Origin of the sequence: Sporomusa sp. GT1 (assembly GCF_014634905.1) — a bacterium.
GTDB lineage: Bacteria > Bacillota > Negativicutes > Sporomusales > Sporomusaceae > Sporomusa > Sporomusa sphaeroides.
This window is the reverse complement of the sequence record NZ_BMBX01000038.1, coordinates 1-17,978: the sequence shown is the minus strand read 5'-3', so window position 1 is coordinate 17,978 and position 17,978 is coordinate 1. Positions and strand designations below refer to the sequence as shown.

At 51.1% G+C, this 17,978-nt stretch carries 15 protein-coding genes; 14 read left to right on the top strand and 1 reads right to left on the bottom strand.

What is annotated here, in order from left to right; all coding sequences use genetic code 11:
* Positions 1-207 precede the first annotated feature (207 nt).
* From pflB to gluQRS, 5 genes are all read left to right on the top strand, one after another.
* On the top strand, positions 208-2,436 hold the full coding sequence (gene pflB, locus GT1_RS20735) for a formate C-acetyltransferase (RefSeq protein ID WP_188400305.1): 2,229 nt from the start codon (positions 208-210) through the stop codon (positions 2,434-2,436).
* Positions 2,437-2,613: 177 nt separating this feature from the next.
* Entirely contained in the window at positions 2,614-3,360 is a 747-nt protein-coding gene (gene pflA, locus GT1_RS20730) for a pyruvate formate-lyase-activating protein (RefSeq protein WP_188400304.1), read from the top strand.
* Between the two features lie 251 nt (positions 3,361-3,611).
* A complete protein-coding gene (uraA, locus tag GT1_RS20725) occupies positions 3,612-4,880 on the top strand; it encodes a uracil permease (protein WP_188400303.1) in 1,269 nt (422 codons plus the stop codon).
* Positions 4,881-4,901: 21 nt separating this feature from the next.
* A complete protein-coding gene (locus GT1_RS20720; RefSeq protein WP_188400302.1) occupies positions 4,902-5,225 on the top strand; it encodes a cupin domain-containing protein in 324 nt (107 codons plus the stop codon).
* Positions 5,225-6,166, top strand: coding sequence for a tRNA glutamyl-Q(34) synthetase GluQRS (gene gluQRS, locus GT1_RS20715; RefSeq protein ID WP_188400301.1), 942 nt, complete (start codon positions 5,225-5,227; stop codon positions 6,164-6,166). Before GT1_RS20720 ends, gluQRS begins: the two co-directional genes overlap by 1 nt.
* 111 nt (positions 6,167-6,277) lie before the next feature.
* Here gluQRS and GT1_RS20710 read toward each other — a convergent pair whose 3' ends face one another.
* A complete protein-coding gene (locus GT1_RS20710) occupies positions 6,278-6,769 on the bottom strand; it encodes a CBO0543 family protein (protein ID WP_188400300.1) in 492 nt (163 codons plus the stop codon).
* Between the two features lie 218 nt (positions 6,770-6,987).
* Between GT1_RS20710 and GT1_RS20705 the strand changes: the two genes are divergently transcribed.
* The 9 genes from GT1_RS20705 (at position 6,988) to GT1_RS20665 (ending at position 17,737) form a co-directional block, all read left to right on the top strand.
* A complete protein-coding gene (locus GT1_RS20705) occupies positions 6,988-9,696 on the top strand; it encodes an ATP-binding protein (protein WP_188400299.1) in 2,709 nt (902 codons plus the stop codon).
* A 75-nt stretch (positions 9,697-9,771) separates the two neighbouring features.
* Positions 9,772-11,301 carry a response regulator gene (locus tag GT1_RS20700; protein WP_223226410.1) on the top strand — a complete coding sequence of 510 codons (1,530 nt, stop codon included), beginning with the start codon at positions 9,772-9,774 and terminating at the stop codon, positions 11,299-11,301.
* Between the two features lie 142 nt (positions 11,302-11,443).
* Positions 11,444-12,058, top strand: a complete 615-nt coding sequence (locus GT1_RS20695; protein WP_223226409.1) for an ABC transporter ATP-binding protein — start codon at positions 11,444-11,446, stop codon at positions 12,056-12,058.
* Positions 12,033-12,710, top strand: coding sequence for a heme exporter protein CcmB (locus tag GT1_RS20690; protein WP_188400297.1), 678 nt, complete (start codon positions 12,033-12,035; stop codon positions 12,708-12,710). Before GT1_RS20695 ends, GT1_RS20690 begins: the two co-directional genes overlap by 26 nt.
* Positions 12,711-12,724: 14 nt before the next feature.
* Positions 12,725-13,384, top strand: coding sequence for a cytochrome c biogenesis protein (locus tag GT1_RS20685; RefSeq protein ID WP_188400296.1), 660 nt, complete (start codon positions 12,725-12,727; stop codon positions 13,382-13,384).
* A complete protein-coding gene (locus GT1_RS20680) occupies positions 13,381-13,752 on the top strand; it encodes a cytochrome c maturation protein CcmE (RefSeq protein ID WP_188400295.1) in 372 nt (123 codons plus the stop codon). The genes GT1_RS20685 and GT1_RS20680 overlap by 4 nt, the downstream gene beginning before the upstream one ends.
* Positions 13,749-15,947: a cytochrome c biogenesis protein CcsA gene (ccsA, locus tag GT1_RS20675; RefSeq protein WP_188400294.1), complete on the top strand. Its 2,199-nt coding sequence runs from the start codon at positions 13,749-13,751 to the stop codon at positions 15,945-15,947. Before GT1_RS20680 ends, ccsA begins: the two co-directional genes overlap by 4 nt.
* A 40-nt stretch (positions 15,948-15,987) precedes the next feature.
* On the top strand, positions 15,988-16,461 hold the full coding sequence (locus tag GT1_RS20670) for a NapC/NirT family cytochrome c (protein ID WP_188400293.1): 474 nt from the start codon (positions 15,988-15,990) through the stop codon (positions 16,459-16,461).
* A complete protein-coding gene (locus tag GT1_RS20665; RefSeq protein WP_188400292.1) occupies positions 16,454-17,737 on the top strand; it encodes an ammonia-forming cytochrome c nitrite reductase subunit c552 in 1,284 nt (427 codons plus the stop codon). The genes GT1_RS20670 and GT1_RS20665 overlap by 8 nt, the downstream gene beginning before the upstream one ends.
* Positions 17,738-17,978 lie beyond the last annotated feature (241 nt).

Sequence of the window (17,978 nt, the reverse complement as noted above, 5' to 3'; positions counted from 1 at the left end):
TAATGTATACAAAGGCAAAATACGTCGATATATGTCGTAAGAAGCAATATCCTATGTTAAGTAATTTTATATGACCGAAGGCAGACCGGGCGGCGCAAAAAAGTGATAGACGGTTTGTAAACGGTGAAGGCCGACCGCCTGGGCATTCATGCTCAGACGGTTTTTATATACCAATTATTAGAATATTTCTAAGAGGAGGACTTACACATGAAAGCATGGGAAGGTTTCCAGGGAAAAGATTGGCAGGAGAGTATTAATGTCCGTGATTTTATCCAGCAAAACTATGCTCCGTACGCAGGTGACAGCCAATTTTTAGCAGGTCCCACCGCCAGAACCACTCAGTTGTGGGAAAAATGCTCTCAACTCTTAAAGCAAGAGCGTGATAATAAAGGTGTTCTCGACATTGATCCTACCCGGGTATCAACCATCACTTCTCATGGTGCAGGTTATGTAGATAAAGACTTAGAAGTTATCGTGGGTTTCCAGACAGATGCTCCGCTGAAGCGAGGAGTTATTGTCAATGGCGGTATTCGCATGGCCGAACAAGCGTGCGAGGCTTATGGCTATAAATTGGATGCAGCGATTAGCGAAACCTATCATAATCATGCTACCACCCATAACGCCGGCGTATTCATGGCCTACACCGACGAAATGAAGCTGGCCCGCAGCGCCGCCATTATTACCGGCTTGCCTGATGCCTATGGCCGTGGCCGGATTATTGGCGACTATCGCCGGATTGCTTTATATGGCATTAATAAATTAATAGAAGCCAAAAAACAAGATATGCAGGAATTAGCGAAAAAGCCGATGCTGTCAGACGTTATCCGCCTGCGCGAAGAGGTGGCCCGTCAGATCGGGGCCCTCAAGGAAATGATTACCCTGGGCGAAATTTATGGACTGGATATTTCCCGTCCGGCTGAAACGGCGGCAGAAGCGGTGCAGTGGCTGTATTTCGGCTATCTGGCTGCCGTTAAGGAACAAAATGGTGCGGCCATGTCTTTAGGCCGGGTGTCCACTTTCCTTGACATCTATCTGGAACGTGACTTAGCGAACGGGTTAATTACCGAAGAACAAGCCCAGGAGCTTATCGACCAGCTGGTGATAAAGCTCAGGCTGGCACGCCAGTTGAGAACTCCGGAATACAATGAACTGTTTGCCGGTGATCCGCTGTGGGTAACCGAAGCTATTGGCGGGGTTGGCCTTGACGGACGTCCGCTGGTTACCAGGACATCTTTCCGCATCCTGCACACCCTGTATAACCTTGGTCCGGCGCCTGAACCCAATCTGACGGTGCTCTGGTCTACGGCGCTGCCGGAGAACTTCAAGAAATTCAGCGCTCAGGTATCCATCGATACCAGCGCTATTCAATACGAAAACGATGATGTCATGCGTCCCGAGTATGGAGATGATTACGCCATCGCCTGCTGCGTATCAGCCATGCGGGTCGGCGAGCAAATGCAGTTTTTCGGTGCCCGGGTCAATCTGGCCAAAGCGCTGCTCATGGCTATCAACGGCGGGCGCGATGAAGTCAGCGGCAAACAGGTAGCTCCGGTTATACCTGTTCCGGCCGGGGAATATCTGGATTACGAAACCGTTCGGCAAAACTACTCGGTGGTTATGGACTGGCTGGCCGGTCTGTATGTCAACACTATGAACCTTATTCACTACATGCATGACAAATATGCGTATGAAAGAGCGCAAATGGCCTTGCATAATACGGAAGTCGGCCGCCTCATGGCTTTTGGAATTGCCGGCCTGTCGGTTGTGGCCGACTCCTTAAGCGCAATAAAGCATGCTAAAGTCAAGCCTATCCGCGACGAACGCGGCATTGCCACCGACTTTGAAATCATCGGTGAGGCCCCTTGCTATGGCAATGATGACGAACGGGTTGACCTGATGGCCAAAGAAGTGACTGCCGAATTCTCTGCCAATCTGAAAAAGCATCCCACTTACCGTGACGCCGAACACACCTTATCGGTGCTGACAATTACCTCAAACGTTATGTATGGCAAAAAGACCGGTTCAACCCCGGACGGACGCCGAGCCGGTGAAGCCTTTGCCCCGGGCGCTAACCCCATGCATGGCCGTGACCGCCGCGGTGCGCTGGCTGCCTGCAACTCGGTAACCCAGCTTAGCTATGAAGATTGCCGGGACGGCATTTCCTACACCTTTTCCATTGTGCCGGCAGCACTGGGCAAATGCCCCGATTCGCGGGTCAACAATCTGACCGCAGTCCTTGACGGTTATTCGGAAAGCAATGGTCATCATATCAATGTTAATGTGCTTGACCGTGCTGTGCTGGAAGACGCTATGCTGCATCCGGAGAAATACCCGCAGTTGACCATTCGTGTCTCAGGCTATGCCGTTAACTTCATTAAATTGACGCCTGCCCAGCAGCGGGAGGTCATCAGCCGCACCTTCTATGAAGCCGTTTAGCAACCCGAATAAATAGAATGCGATTGCCATGTCAGCTCCCGCCCTACAGAATACCGGGAGACGAGATTGCCACGCTGCGCCCGCAATGACCGGAGTACCTTTCGCGGCCAGCGGCATTGCGGGCGAAATGCAGTGGAGTATGGCAATCTCATTACATCGTACCAGGAGGGGAACAGTATGACACAGCAATATGGCTACTATCACTCTATCGAGACCTTTGGCACAGTTGATGGCCGGGGCATTCGCTATGTACTATTCCTGGGCGGTTGCTCTTTGGGCTGCAAATTTTGCCACAACCCCGATACCTGGGTGCGTGGCGATAAAACCATTACCGTGGAAGCGGTAATGGCCGATATAAAAAAATACCGCCGGTATTATGAAGCTTCCGGCGGCGGCATCACTCTTTCCGGTGGTGAGCCGCTGCTGCAGCCTGACTTTGCCGCTGCCGTATTTAAACGCTGCCGGGAACAGAAGGTGCATACTACCCTGGATACGGCCGGCAATTACCCTGCCGGACATCTGGACAAGGTGCTGCCCTACACGGATGCGGTATTGTTCAGTATTAAAGCCGTTGACCCGGTAAAACACCATTGGCTGACAGGTGCTGACAATACCCGGATACTGGCTAATCTGAAAAAAGTTTCAGCCGTCATGCCTGTCACTGTCCGCTATGTCGTCATTCCCGGGATAACCAACAGCCGGGAAGACATCCATGCTTTGGCCGGACTGATAAAAACACTGCCAGGACAGGCGGTTGTGGAACTATTGCCTTACCATACTTTTGGCCGCAAAAAGTGGGCAGAGCTTGGCAAACCCTACCTTCTGGAAGGTGTTCCCGATGCTGTCCCACAGGATGTGGCCAGGGTACAGGCCTTGCTGAAAGAACAGGATATCGATGTTCTATACGAAACTATGGCCGGTTAATATACAACAAGGAGTCAATGCCCCAACCGGGGTGCTGCCTCCTTTTTTCTTGGCCTGACAAGACCCGGCATTTGTATAATCACAGGCAATGTATGGCAGGTTAATAATAACCGCCAGGTGTTAGCAACAGCTGCTTGTAATAAAGGCAATGAGAATAACTTGACAATAGTCGGCAGGAGTATTAAAATTTTATGAAAACTTTGCCAAAAGATAGTATAATAAAACAGGACTAATTTTGAGGAGGAAATTTCGTGAGACGTACAATTCAGGTGGAAGAAAAGCTGCCGCTGCTGGAGACTTTGCCGCTAAGTCTGCAGCATTTGTTTGCCATGTTTGGCGCAACCGTACTTGTTCCTATGTTATTTAAGGTTAACCCGGCCACCATCCTGTTATGGAATGGTATCGGCACTCTGCTCTATATTTTTGTTACTAAAGGGAAAATCCCAGCCTATCTTGGCTCCAGTTTTGCTTTCATTTCACCGGTATTTCTCGTATTACCCCAGTTTGGCTATGGCGCGGCTTTGGGCGGTTTTATTGCAACCGGTCTGGTTTTTACACTGGTGGCCCTGAGCATTCGCGTTGTCGGGACAAAGTGGATTGATGTCGTCTTTCCGCCTGCCGCCATGGGGGCCATTGTTGCTATCATTGGCCTGGAGCTGGCCCCGGTGGCTGCCGATATGGCCGGCCTGACGGCCAAAGTGCCTGATGCCAAGGCCATAACGGTTTCGTTGTTTACCTTAGCGGTAACCGTACTGGGGTCGATTTTATTCCGCGGCTTTCTTGCCGTTATTCCGATCCTCATTGGTATTGTTGCCGGCTATATCCTGGCGCTGGTGCTGGGGCTGGTTGATCTTACGCCCATCGGCACCACACCCTGGTTTGCTTTGCCGACCTTCTATGCGCCCGAATTTAACCTGCAGGCTATGGCCATTATTGTGCCGGCGGCACTTGTGGTTATTGCCGAACACATCGGCCATCTGGTAGTTACCAGCAATATTGTCGGCCGTGATCTGGCGGCTTCTCCCGGCCTGCACCGTTCGCTGCTCGGTAACGGCCTGTCCACCATGCTGTCAGGTTTCTTTGGTTCCACTCCGAACACCACTTATGGTGAAAATATTGGCGTTATGGCCATATCCAAGGTATACAGTGTATGGGTAATCGGCTTTGCCGCCGTTTTTGCCATTGTCTTATCCTTTGTCGGCAAGCTGGCAGCCGTGATTCAGAGCATTCCCACCCCGGTCATGGGCGGTGTATCCCTGCTGCTGTTTGGTGTTATTGCCGCTTCCGGTATCCGGATTTTGGTTGATGCCAAAGTCGACTATAATCAATCCCGCAATCTGATCTTAACAGCCGTTGTCCTCATCATTGGCATTAGCGGCGCGTCGCTGACCCTGGCTTCAGTCACCCTGAAAGGAATGGCGCTGGCAACCGTTGTCGCTATTGCTATCAGCTTGACCTACAAGGTGTTTGATAAACTGGGACTGACCAATGATATGGGCGAAAAACAACAAAATCAGTGAACTTCAGGGAGGGATCTACCGATGATTGTCAGAGATAAGGATAAACCGTTTGTCGAACCGCTTGCCGGTGTGGAGCGGAAAACGCTGGCAGTGGGAGAGAAAGGCTTATTAACCAGGTTTGTGCTTACTGCCGGTGCACAGCTGCCGCCCCATAGTCATCCGCATGAGCAGATTGGTTACCTGATAACCGGTGAAATCGTCATGACCATCGGGCAAGAGGAGCACCGGCTATGTCCTGGTGACAGCTGGGCCATTCCCGGCGGAGCGGAACATAGTGTCAACGTGCTGCAAACGGCGGAGCTTATCGAGGTCTTTGTACCTGTCAGAGAGGATTTTCTTGACTGATGCGGGGGCGGTTTGCTCCCAGTCCGACGGGTGAAATACATCTGGGGAATGTCTGGACAGCGCTGCTGGCCTGGCTGCAGGTACGCAGCGCCGGTGGAACCATGGTGCTGCGAATCGAAGACCTTGATCCTGACAGGTCGCGGACAGCCTATACGGACAAGCTGATGGCAGATATGAAGTGGCTGGGACTTGACTGGGACGAAGGGCCGGATGTTGGTGGCCGGTATGGACCTTACAGCCAAAACGAGCGGCGTGATCTTTACCAGGTTGCGCTTGACCGTCTGGCAACCGCCGGCCTTGTCTATCCCTGCTACTGCACCCGGGCTGAATTAGCTGCCTCGGCGCCGCATGCCGGTGATCAGGAACGGCTTTATCCCGGAACCTGCCGGCACAGTCCGGTGCCGGCCGAACGCCGGTCCGCCCGGCGGCCGGCGCTCCGGTTGGCGGTGCCTGAGGGTGAAATTGCTTTTACCGATTTGCATGCCGGGTATGTTTGCCAGGAGCTTGCCCGGGAAGTGGGCGACTTTGTTGTGCGGCGTTCCGATGGTGTGCACGCCTATCAATTAGCCGTTGTCATTGATGACGCCGCCATGGAGATTACCCATGTGTTGCGAGGATATGATTTATTAGGTTCCACGCCGCGCCAGTTATTGCTGTACCGGCTGCTGGGCTGCCAGGCACCGGTGTTTACCCATGTGCCGCTCTTGGTGGATGCAGAGGGCTACCGGCTGTCCAAGCGGCAGCAGGCCTTGTCTGTTGCCGCTCTCAAAGCGCATGGCATTACGCCGGAAACCATTATCGGCTATTTGGCCTGGAAAGCAAATTTGATTGATATTTTCCAGCCGGTTAAAGCGGCCGAGTTGACAGGCTGCTTTGATATTGCGAAACTGCCTGGTGAGGCAGTGATTGTTGATAGCTATGAACTTTGCGGGTATGATTGAAAATCCGGGCGTAACATATAAAGAAACAGCATGAGCTTGTCTCATAGCTGTTTTTTTGTTTACCAGAATGTATATATGTTTTGCGTGCCTCAGTAAGGAACATGGCAGAAATTAAGTTTTTTTGTGATCATAACCGTGATAAAACCACTTAACATAGGTGCGCGACAGGCAGAAGGTAAGAAAGAGGGTGATCCAGGTCCAGTACCAGGTCCAGTAGATATAATGGATGAGCAGGGTGTATTTCTCCAGCAGTACTTCCAGTATCGTGATGCCGCTGCAATACGCGGCGGTGTACAAAAAAGTAGTTACATAGCCTTGATTTTCCGGGAAATGCAGATTGTACAGCACGCAAATAGACGGGTAAACAAAAAATTCGAAAGTAAAGCTGGTATTAGTGGCGTGCTCAAATTCATGAATAGGATAGGAAAGCAGTCCCCACTCGACTACCATCAGGCCAAACAACCAGGTTATTGCCTGCTTACAGAAGAAAGCTATCTGCGCTTTACGCAAGCTGTGCCTGTCTTTGGGAACCCAGCGCCAAAGGGCCAGTGCCATAGCAAGCCAGGAAACGCCAAGAATGATATGTTCCAGTGAAATTTCCATAATAAGCCCTTTAAAAAAAAATTGTACAATTAGCTTGCCCAGGGCATAGTATTTTATCCGTGCCAGATCCTGCCGCTAAGGCCGGTTTATTCAGTCAAAAATTGTTTTATTAGAAGTAGGATTTGGAAGTTTGTTGTAAAAATATTGAATTTTTAGAAGGAAACAACAGTATATTGTAGAATGACTAAACGGTTAGATGTAATTGGAGGTTTAGAGTCATGGGTTTTAAGAGTAAATTGTATTTGGCGTTTGGTTCTATTGTAGCGATACTGGTGATGTTTCTGGGAATAGCCATGTTTTTGATTTATCAGCTTGATACCAATGTGAATGAGGTTATGAAAAACAGGTATGAAAAAGTCAGGCTAACCACCGGCATTTTGCAAGAAGTCCGGTTGATTGAAAGTGAGCTTAAAACTCTTATTATGGCTGCCGAGTACAGCCAAACAGAGCTTGCGCTGCAGAGAATGGCCGAACATCAGGAAGCATTGCAAGCAGCTTACGAGACGTATTTGAAGCTGGCGAATAACTCCCCGGTGGCAGAGCTTTTGCCAAGGCTCAAGGCCACTCAGGATAACTATAGACAGTTAACCATGGATATTATTATTTTGACCAAGTCCGGCCGCCAGGCGGAAGCAGCCAATCTTTTGGCATTTGACGGACAGCGGATTATTGGTCAGGCGATAGGCGTGGCCAAAGAAATTCAGATTACCGAGGAAGGAAGCCTGGCTAAGCTTTTAGAACAATCGGCATTCACCAGCAACTTGGCGCAAATCCTGCTGGCCCTTTGTATTATAACCTGTCTGCTGGCCGGGGGAACCATTGCCATCCAGGTTGTCGGCAGTATCACCCATGACCTTAGACGGCTGGCGAAAGTAATCGGCAGTGTGCAGGCGGCTGACAGTGAAAGCTTTCCTCGCATTGCAGCTTCCACCCAGGATGAGATCGGTTGTATCGCCGTTGCTTTTAATGAGATGGCAGCGGCCTTGGAACGGCATCGTAAACAGGAAAAAGAGTTTATTCAGGCGATGGAACAGCAAAATTGGCTGAAGTCGCAGCTGGCTGAAATGTCGACAATGCTGCAGGGGGTCAATGACCGGACGACGCTGGGAAGGGCCTTTATCTCCAAACTTGCCCCGACTGTGGGTGCCAGCTATGGAGTGTTCTACCTTGTGGCAAGAGAAAATGACTGCCAGATATTAAGCAAAATTGCCAGTTATGCCGATACCGGCGACTCTATGGGGGCAGATAAAATTCGAATGGGCGAAGGCATTACCGGGCAGTGTGCCCTGCAAAACCAGCCGGTTATTCTGGAACAGGTGCCTAACGAGTATATAAAAATTGCTTCCGGACTAGGCAGCTCTAAGCCCGATTATGTGGCTGTTTTTCCGTCTGCCGTGGAAGACAAGGTGTTGGCGGTTGTTGAGCTGGCCGGTTTTGGCCGGTTGACGCAAACCCATACTGAATACCTGAAACAAGTCATGAATAATGTGGCCATAAGCTTTATGCGGGTGATAAGCAAGGGGCAGACTGACCAACTGTTGGCCGAATCGCAGGCGTTTGCCGAAGAACTGCAGCATCGGTCGGCAGAATTGCAGCAGCAGCAGGAAGAACTGCGCATTATTAACGAGCGCCTGGAGGAACAGTACAAACACTCAGAGGAAAAAACCCGGGCATTGGAACACGCCAAAGCAGTCCTGGAAGCGCAAGCGCAGCAGTTGGACGTTACCGCCAAATATAAGTCCGAATTTTTGGCAAATATGTCGCATGAACTTAGAACCCCGCTGAACAGTCTGCTGCTATTGGCGCAAATGCTGTCAGCCAACCAGGAAGGAAATCTGACGTCCAAACAGTTGGAGTATGCCCATGCCATTCATTCGGCCGGCAATGACCTGCTGCTGTTAATTAACGACATCCTGGATTTGTCCAAATTAAAGTCAGGTAAACTCAGCATCAACCCGGAACCGGTGAGTATCGTCAATTTCACCGCAAAATTGGTAAAGCAGTTTAAGCCGGTAGCTGAGAATGCGGGACTGGCATTTAATTTTGACATCGCGCAGGATGTACCGGCCACAATCTACACTGATTCCCTGCGGCTGCAGCAAATTATGAAAAATTTGCTGTCAAACGCTTTTAAGTTTACCGAAAAGGGATGGGTTAATTTCCAGATAAAAAGGGCCCTCAACCGGGATTGGCTTATGTTTGTAGTAAGCGATTCCGGTATTGGGATTTCTGCCGAAAAACAGGCCGTGATTTTTGAAGCCTTTCGCCAGGCCGACGGTACAACCAGCCGTAAATATGGCGGTACCGGCCTGGGCTTATCCATCAGCCGGGAGCTGTCCCTGCTCTTGGGCGGCTACATTAATTTGGACAGCCGGGAAGGCTATGGCAGCTCTTTTGCTTTGTATCTGCCCATTGAGGGCAGTGTTATCATCGACGCGGTCGAGAGCGTAAAGGCCCAAGCGGCGGCAGGCAAGCCTGAGCAGACTGTCCTGACGCTACAAGGCGGGTCTGATTTGCTGTTGCCGCAGTCAGTGAATGGCAGTGAAACTGCTTTTTGCGGACTGAAAGTGCTGATTGTGGATAATGACATGCGCAATGTGTATGCACTGGTTGCCGCTATGGAAGCCAGGGGCATTGCCGCCCTGTTTGCCCAAAATAGCCGGGAGGGCCTGGAATGCCTGAAAGCTAACCCTGATATAAAACTCGTGATTATGGATACCATGATGCCTGACGCGAATGGTTCTGAGGCCATTCAGGCAATTCGTGAATTACCCGATCTTCAGGCTTTGCCGATTATTGTGCTTACCGCTAAAACTGCGCAGCAGGACAAGGACAGCTATCCGGACGATGAAGCACTGGATTATATCAGTAAACCGGTACAGCTCGATAAATTGTTTTCACTGATGCGCCTCAGGCTGCAGCCGTGAATCATCAATGATCGACTACGATCCCGGGTTTTGCAATATAATGTTCAGGGATAAGCTGAGGGAGGTACTGAGCAGGTGAAAGAACAGTTTAAAATATTGATGGTCGATGACCGTCCGGAAAATCTGATGGCTTTGGAGGCGGTGCTGGCAAGTCCCGACTATCTTTTGGTGGGGGTGACATCCGGCGAGGGGGCGTTAAAATGTCTGCTAAACGACGATTTTGCGCTGATTTTACTGGATGTGCAGATGCCGAACCTGAACGGCTTTGATACAGCTAAAATTATTCGCACAAGGCAAAAATGCCAGAACATCCCGATTATTTTCATAACCGCCATCAGTCAAACCGAGGAAAATGTCTTAGAAGGCTATGACTCGGGTGCTGTTGATTATATTTTCAAACCCTTTAATCCCCAGATACTGAGAGCCAAAGTGGATGCCTTCCTGCGGATGCATCATTGCCAGCTCAAGCTGGTACAGCAGCGGGAGATGCTTAAACGCCAAATTGCCGAGATGGATAATCTTAATGAACAATTGACCAATACTACACTGGAATTATGCCGCAACGAAATACTGCTGGAAAGTATGGTGGCCGAGCGGACCCAGCGCATCAGCAGCATCCTGGAAAGCATCAAGGACGGTTTTTTTGCGGTAGATGCCGATTATAAATTTACCTATGTAAGCAAGGCGGCAGAGCCCATCCTTGGCTGGTCGCGCCAGGAACTGCTGGGCAAGACACTGTTTGAGGTATTAAGCCATAATCCGGTTCTTATCGAACAGCTTGTTGCCGTTTCAACCGGTGAAAGTGAGGAGCCGGTATGTTTTGAAAGTGCCTGCCTCTTACCGGAACGCTGCTATGAGGTGCGGGTTTATCCGGCCAAGAACGGTCTGTCTGTTTACTTGAATGATATTACGGAACGCAAACTAATTGATAAGGAAATGGCCCGCCTTGACCGTCTCAACCTTATTGGTGAAATGGCGGCAGGAATTGCCCACGAAATACGGAATCCGATGACAACCGTACGCGGCTTCCTGCAATATGCGAAAAGCGGCAAAGCGGCTTTGTCGCCGGCCAATCTTGATCTGATGGTGGAGGAACTTGACCGGGCCAATAGTATCATTACCGAGTTTTTAAGCCTGGCTAAAAATAAAAATACCGATAAACAACTGCAAAACTTAGGGAATATCATTGAATCCCTGCTGCCACTGATCCGTGCCGAAGCCATTCTGGACGGGAAAACCGTAGTTGAGGACATTGGCACCCTTACCGATTTTCCCTTTGATGCCAAAGAAATCCGGCAGCTTATCTTAAATTTGGCGATGAACGGCTTGGAAGCTATGCAGACTGGCGGGACAATGAAATTGCGGGCCTACGAAGAAGCGGGGGAGGTTGTACTGGTTGTCGAGGACCAGGGCTCGGGGATTGAGCCGGATATTCTGGTTAAACTGGGAACTCCCTTTTTCACTACCAAAGATACCGGTACCGGTCTGGGGCTGGCCATTTGCTTCAGCATCGCTGCCAGGCATCAGGCGATTATTGATATAAAAAGCAGTGAAACGGGAACTGCCATCTATGTGCGGTTTAAGCTAGTAGCCCGCCAAGGCTAAACAAGTAAATACCATTAGTTAAAAATAAATGATAAAATTCTGACGCAATAGTCAGTCTTTTATCATTTTAATTATGTAATAAGAATGGTATAATAACATTATTATGGGAAATATTGTTTGGAGCAACCATATGAGGCAAACAATGGAAATTTATCTGGAGAATATCGGCAAAAGATTTGGCGGCAGAATACTGTTTGAGAATATTAATGCCCGGTTCAGGGCAGGACAGTGCCTGGCAGTGACCGGACGCAACGGCTCCGGTAAGTCTACCCTGCTTAAAATCGTTGCCGGACTGCTGCGTCCCAGTGCCGGTCAGGTGCGCTTTCTGGATACCCAGGGCGCTGTGCTTAGCAAAGAGCAGCAACTGGCCTGTATTGGCATGGTAGCGCCGGATATGGCTATGTATACGGCCTTAACAGGTATTGAGAATATTCTCTTTTGGACAAAAGTAAGAGGTGTTTCCTGTACCCCTGCAGAGGCTGAGGCCTTCTGCCAGGAGGCCGGCCTGGGCCGGGCGGGATTGGCGCCGGTGCAAACCTATTCTACCGGGATGCGCCAGCGGTTGAAACTGGCTGTGGGCAAATCCCTGGAGCCGTGTGTCTGGCTGCTGGATGAGCCGTCTTCCAATCTGGACACCGACGGCAAGGCCTATGTACAGAATTTAATGGCAGATGCCCTGCGCAATCAGGCTGTTATTTTGCTGGCGACCAACGAACCGGAGGAGGCCCGGTATGCCACCGATAAAATTGAACTTTAAGAGGGCGGTATGGGCGATAATTGCCAAAGATGCAGTCTGTGAATTTCGGACAAGGTACGCTGTTGGTGCCCTGGTTATGTTTGCACTTACGGCCTTGTCCAGTGTCAGCATGACGCTGGCCGGGGCGGCGCTGCCGCCGGAATTTGCCGCCGCGTTATTTTGGGTAGTGATGTTCTTCTGCGCTATGGCCGGTCTGGCCAGGGTGTTTGTTCAGGAGCAGGAGGCCGGTACCCTATTGGTTCTCAGACTATATGCCACCGGTATGGCTGTATATTTTGGCAAGCTTTTGTTTAATCTGGTTTTATTAGCCGGATTAACCTGCCTGGTGGTACCACTGTTTATCATGTTTTTGAATGTTGCGGTGGGGGAATGGCTGTCCTTTGCCTTGATCCTGGTGTTTGGCATTGCCGGCATTGCGGCAGTATCCACCCTGACGGCGGCCATGGTCATGTATGCGCAGGGGAAGCATGCTGTTTTTACAGTCCTTACTTTTCCGGTGCTGCTGCCGCAATTTTTGAGTGTTATCAGTGCTACCGCCAAGGTGCTGGCCGGCAGTGCGCCTGAACTGCGGGAATTTGTTTTTATGGCAGGCTATGATGCCGCTGTCATAGCCGCAGGTATATTGTTATTTGATTATTTGTGGCAGGATTAAACATAGGAGGGTATATGGACTCAAAAAGATTTGACGCAATCCTCGCAGTATGCCTGGCCGGAGTGGTTTACGCCGTCTTTTATCTGGTGCCGCCGGCCGAGGGGCTGGGGTATCTTGTCCGGATGGCTTTTTTTCATATCCCGGTAGCCTGGGTATCGGTGCTGGCCTTCCTGGTGTCGGCGGTAACTGCCGTTCAGTATCTTAGAACCCGCAGCCTTACGTTTGACTCGATCAGTGCCTGCTCGGCCAAATTAGGACTGATTTTTTGTCTGCTGGCCACCGTAAGCGGGGCGGTGTTTGCCAAACTGACCTGGGGTGCGTATTGGAACTGGGATCCCCGGCAGACCACCGTTTTTATCTTACTCCTGATTTATGGCGCTTATCTGGCACTCAGAGCAGCTATTGAGGAGGAAGAGCGGCGGGCGGCCATCGCGGCGGTTTACGCCCTGCTATCCTTTCTTACGGTGCCGTTTCTGGTGTTTATTATTCCGAGAATGTATTTTTCCCTGCATCCGGAACCGGTGCTCAACAGTGCAGGCAAAGTGGATATGGACCCCATCATGCTGGTAGTGCTGCTGGCTGCTGTTGGTGCCTGTACCGCGCTCTACGGCCTGTTATTGGCCAGAAGTGTTGCCGCACAGACAATGTTGTCAAAAAGGGGGACCCAGCTATGAACAAACACCGGGTGATTTGTCTGTTGATTATTGTTGGCTTTATTGCCTACAGTGCCTTCGCATTCAATGACTCAGTCACTCCTTATGTTACCTTCGCGCAGGCTAAAGCCACGCAAAGCGCTGTTCAGGTTAAAGGTACACTGGCCGGGTCTCAGATAACTCAGGCCGGGGATGGCAGGTCGATCCGTTTTATGCTGCGGGATGACGCCGGCGAAGAGGCGGCTGTTGTTTACCGGGGCGTACAGCCGGACGGTCTGGAGCAGGCCACAGGTATTGTCGCCATTGGTAAATACAGTGGCGGTGAGTTTCAGGCCGATAAACTGTTAGTAAAATGTCCTTCGAAATATCAGGGGAGTGTGAATCAATGATTGGCTATGGTGCAATAGTCTTAGCGCTACTCGTAACCATGACGGCAGCAGTCTGCTCCGGCGCAGCGGGAATGGTCAGGAAGGCCGGCAGGCAAAGCTGGGAGCAAAACGGCCGTGTGTGCTATCAGATATCGGCCGGGCTTATTGGTATCGCTGCCGTATATTTGCTGTATCTCATTTTGGGAAATCGATTTGAATATGCCTATGTATTTGGCTACACCTCCCGTGACTTGCCACTGGCATATAAATTCTCCGCCTTTTGGGCCGGACAGGAAGGTTCCTTTCTGTTATGGCTGGTGTTTCATGCGGTATTTGGCCTGCTTCTGACCCGCAAACCGGCGGCCCCGGCAGGCACTATGGCGGTATATAGCCTGCTGCAGGCAGTACTGCTCATCATGCTGCTGGTGAAAAGTCCGTTTATGATGCTGGCAGAGCCCCGCCTGGAAGGGGCCGGCTTAAATCCGCTGCTGCAAGATCCTTGGATGGTTATTCATCCGCCGGTGCTGTTCTTAGGGTATGCGGCGCTGGCAGTGCCTTTTGCCTATGCCATTGACGGCATGCTGACAGGCAAACATCAAGAATGGCAGCGGCCGGCTGCGCCGTGGGCACTGTTTGCCCTGTCCACTCTTGGCGCCGGGATGTTTATCGGCGGTTTTTGGGCGTATAAGGTACTAGGCTGGGGGGGCTACTGGGCCTGGGATCCTGTGGAAAATTCCTCGCTGGTTCCCTGGCTGGCTGCCGGAGCTCTGGTACATCTGCTGTTTTTGGCTAAGGTCCGCCCTGGTGCGGTTAAAGCTGTTTATGCCGGTGTAATTTGCAGTTTTTCCCTGGTGTTATATGGAACTTTTCTTACCCGCAGTGGTATTTTGAGCGATTTTTCCACCCATTCGTTTGCCGATGAAGGGGTAGGCGGACTGCTGGGATTGACAGTGCTGGTGGTGGCATTTCTGGCATTTGCGCTCTATATTGCCAAATTGCCCGGCATGCCGTCAGGTGAGCTCTATCCCGGGCTTGCCAGCCGGGAGTTTACCCTGGCGCTTACGGCGCTGCTCTTAGCCTTTTTCGGTATCCTGGTGTTTGTCGGCATGTCTACGCCGCTTGTCACAATGGCCTTTGGCAGCCCCAAGAGTGTTGGCAGTGCTTTTTATAATAACGCCGCCCTGCCGTTGGCTGTTGCCATGGCGGCAGCCCTGACGGCAGGACCCTTGCTTGGCTGGGGCCGCACACAAACAGGCAGTCGCAAACAGTATATCTGGCTGGCACTGTTTTTCCTGGGCGGGCTGCTGCTGGCCGGCAGTCTTACCCTATACCGGCCGCTGATCATGCTTACCGTTGGCCTGGCGTGCGCCGCCACCGCGGCTAACGTCTATGGCGCCTATACCCGGAAAATCTCTGTTGCCGCCGGTTTCAGCCATATCGGTGTGACGGTTATGCTTGTAGGGATTATGGCCTCAGGCGCAGGCAGCCAGTCGGCTGTTGTCACACTTATTCAGGGCCAGTCGCAGACGATTTTGGGAGAAACGGTTAGTTTTGCAGGCACAGAACCGGCGGCAGGCGGCGCCGGCTTTCATCATACGTTTCACGCCGGTTTGGATAAAACCGAGGTCAAGTCTTTGACCAAACTTAACAGCCAGGGAGCGCCTGCTGCCCGGGAACCGGGCATTTACCGGACTTTGTTTGCCGATATGTATATTGCGCCTATCCCTCAGGAGGATGCTGACCACGGACCGGAGCTGACACTGGTCAAAGGCCAGCCTTTTACCCAGGAGGGGGTAGACTTAACATTTATTAAATTTAACATGGCCGGTATGGATGGTTCGGGGGACGTCCGGGTACAAGCCATAATCGAAGTGGCTGCCGATGGGCAGACCCAGGAAGTACGTCCTGAATTGACCAATCGCAACGGGTATATTGTCGGTTCGACAGTGAAAGCCCTTGACCGGTATGTGCTGCATATCACCGGGCTTAAGCCGGGAGAAGGCAAAGTTACTGTAGAATTTAAAGACGAAAAAGCAGCGCCCCAGGCCGCAGAACTGGAAAAACTGGAAGCTGAAATCAGCCGTAAACCGTTAATTAACCTGGTGTGGCTGGGAGCGGCGCTGATAACTGCCGGGGCAGGCTGGGCGGCCTTTAACGCTCTGGCAGGTTATAACCGGCAGGTAAACAGGGGTCAGGGTCCTGCTGCCAGGACCTAAAATAAAACCCAAATACTAGGTGGGAGAGGAGGGGGATGTTTTGGATACTGGTCAATTCCTTAACCGTAACGCTTTAAAGATTGCCCTGGCAGTCTTGGTGCTTGCGGCGGCGGGAATGCTGGTGGCCGGAGCCGGGTACGCGTACTCCGATAGTCCGCAGTTTTGCGGTTCGTGCCACTCTATGGCCGAAAGCACAGCCAGCTGGCAGGCATCAAACCACAAGCAGTTTAAGTGTACTGACTGCCATTTGCCGCAACAGAACTTAGCGGTCAAAATGATCGTGAAAGCCAAGACCGGTATGAATGACACTTATCATGAAGTGCTTAGAGATTATCCCGCAACCATGGTGATATCAACCCAAGGTAAATCTATCGCGAATGACAACTGTCTGCGCTGCCACCAATCGACAGTCGAAAACACTGCCATGGCAGCCGGCGGGCAGGATTGCATTAAATGTCATCGCGGTGTAGTCCATGGCACGAACAAGAGCAAAGGAGGGATAAAGGTTGAATAAACTGCAAAAATCTTTAATTGCCCTGCTGGCTGTATGTCTGCTATTCTTTGGGTTTGTTGTCGTCCGCATCGGAGTAGCCAAACCTGCTTCTGCTGTTAAAGTTGCCGCTATTCCGGCAGGGGAAATGGACCCGGCAGTGTGGGGGCAGTATTACCCGCTGCAATATGCCAGCTATCAGAAAACAGCAGAAGGGGCACCTTCGCCAACAGGGTATGGCGGCAGTGTCTTAGTGCAAAAATCACAAATGCAGCCGGAAATGCTGACACTGTTTAAGGGGATGCCTTTCAGCAAGGATTATGCAGAAGACCGTGGCCATATTCATGCCATGGAGGATTTGCGTGAGACCAAGCGGATTGGGCCGGCCAGCAAAGGAGCCTGTATTACCTGCAAAACTCCTTATGTGGAACAAGCTTATAAAGAGTATGGCTGGGATTATGCCAATAAACCCCTTACTGAAATGATGGATAAAGCCAAATTCTCCGTTGCCTGCTCGACCTGCCATGATCCGGCGACCATGAACCTGCGGGTCATCAACCCGGCATTCATTGAAGCCCAGGCCGCGCGCGGCATCGATGTGACCAAGGCATCACGGGAAGAAATGCGCAGCTTTGTGTGTGCACAATGCCATTCCGAGTATTACTTTGAGCCAGGCACCACCAAAGTGGTGTTCCCTTGGGATAAAGGTCTCAAACCGGCCGAAATGTACGCTTACTATAGCGAAACGCCGCGAGGCTTTGTTCAGGACTGGCAGCATCCTGATTCCCAGGCCGCCATGCTCAAGGCGCAGCATCCTGATTATGAATTATTCTCCACCGGCAATCATGGTACCGCCGGAGTTTCCTGCGCCGATTGCCACATGCCCTATACCCGGAAAGACGGACAAAAATATACCTCACACTGGGTAACAAGTCCGCTCAAAACTCTGGATGATTCCTGTACTCCTTGTCACAACCAGGGGACAGCCTGGCTGCAGGAACGGGTAAAAACCATCCAGGATCAAACCTTTGAACTCCAGCATATGGCTGGGCAGAATATCGTCAAAGCGCATCAAGCCATTCAAGCGGCAGCCGCCCAGCCTGGCGCCGACCAGGCCGGACTGGCAAAAGCGCGTGAACTGGTGCGTAAAGCCCAGTTTTACTGGGACCTCCTGGCAGCCGAAAATAGCATGGGCTTCCATAACCCCTCCCAGGCGTTAAATACCCTGGGGCAGGCCAACGAACTGGCCCATCAGGCTATCGAAGCTGCCAATACGGCAGCAGGAATAAAGATGTTTTAAATGCAGAAAAGGGCTGTGGTTTTTCCACAGTCCTTTTTCTATACGTGCGCCCGGCGGGTGCGGGGGCAGGCTTGAGTTATAAAAAAAATTGACTTATAATAAATGGTCTGTTAAGCTGGGATAGGACGCAGTCAGCCAAATTATTACAAATTGATTCAGCCAATATAAAGACTAACTATTAAAAGTCAAGCCCTAAGTTTTAAAAAAACTGAGCATGGGAAATGGGTAATCGGACACGAAA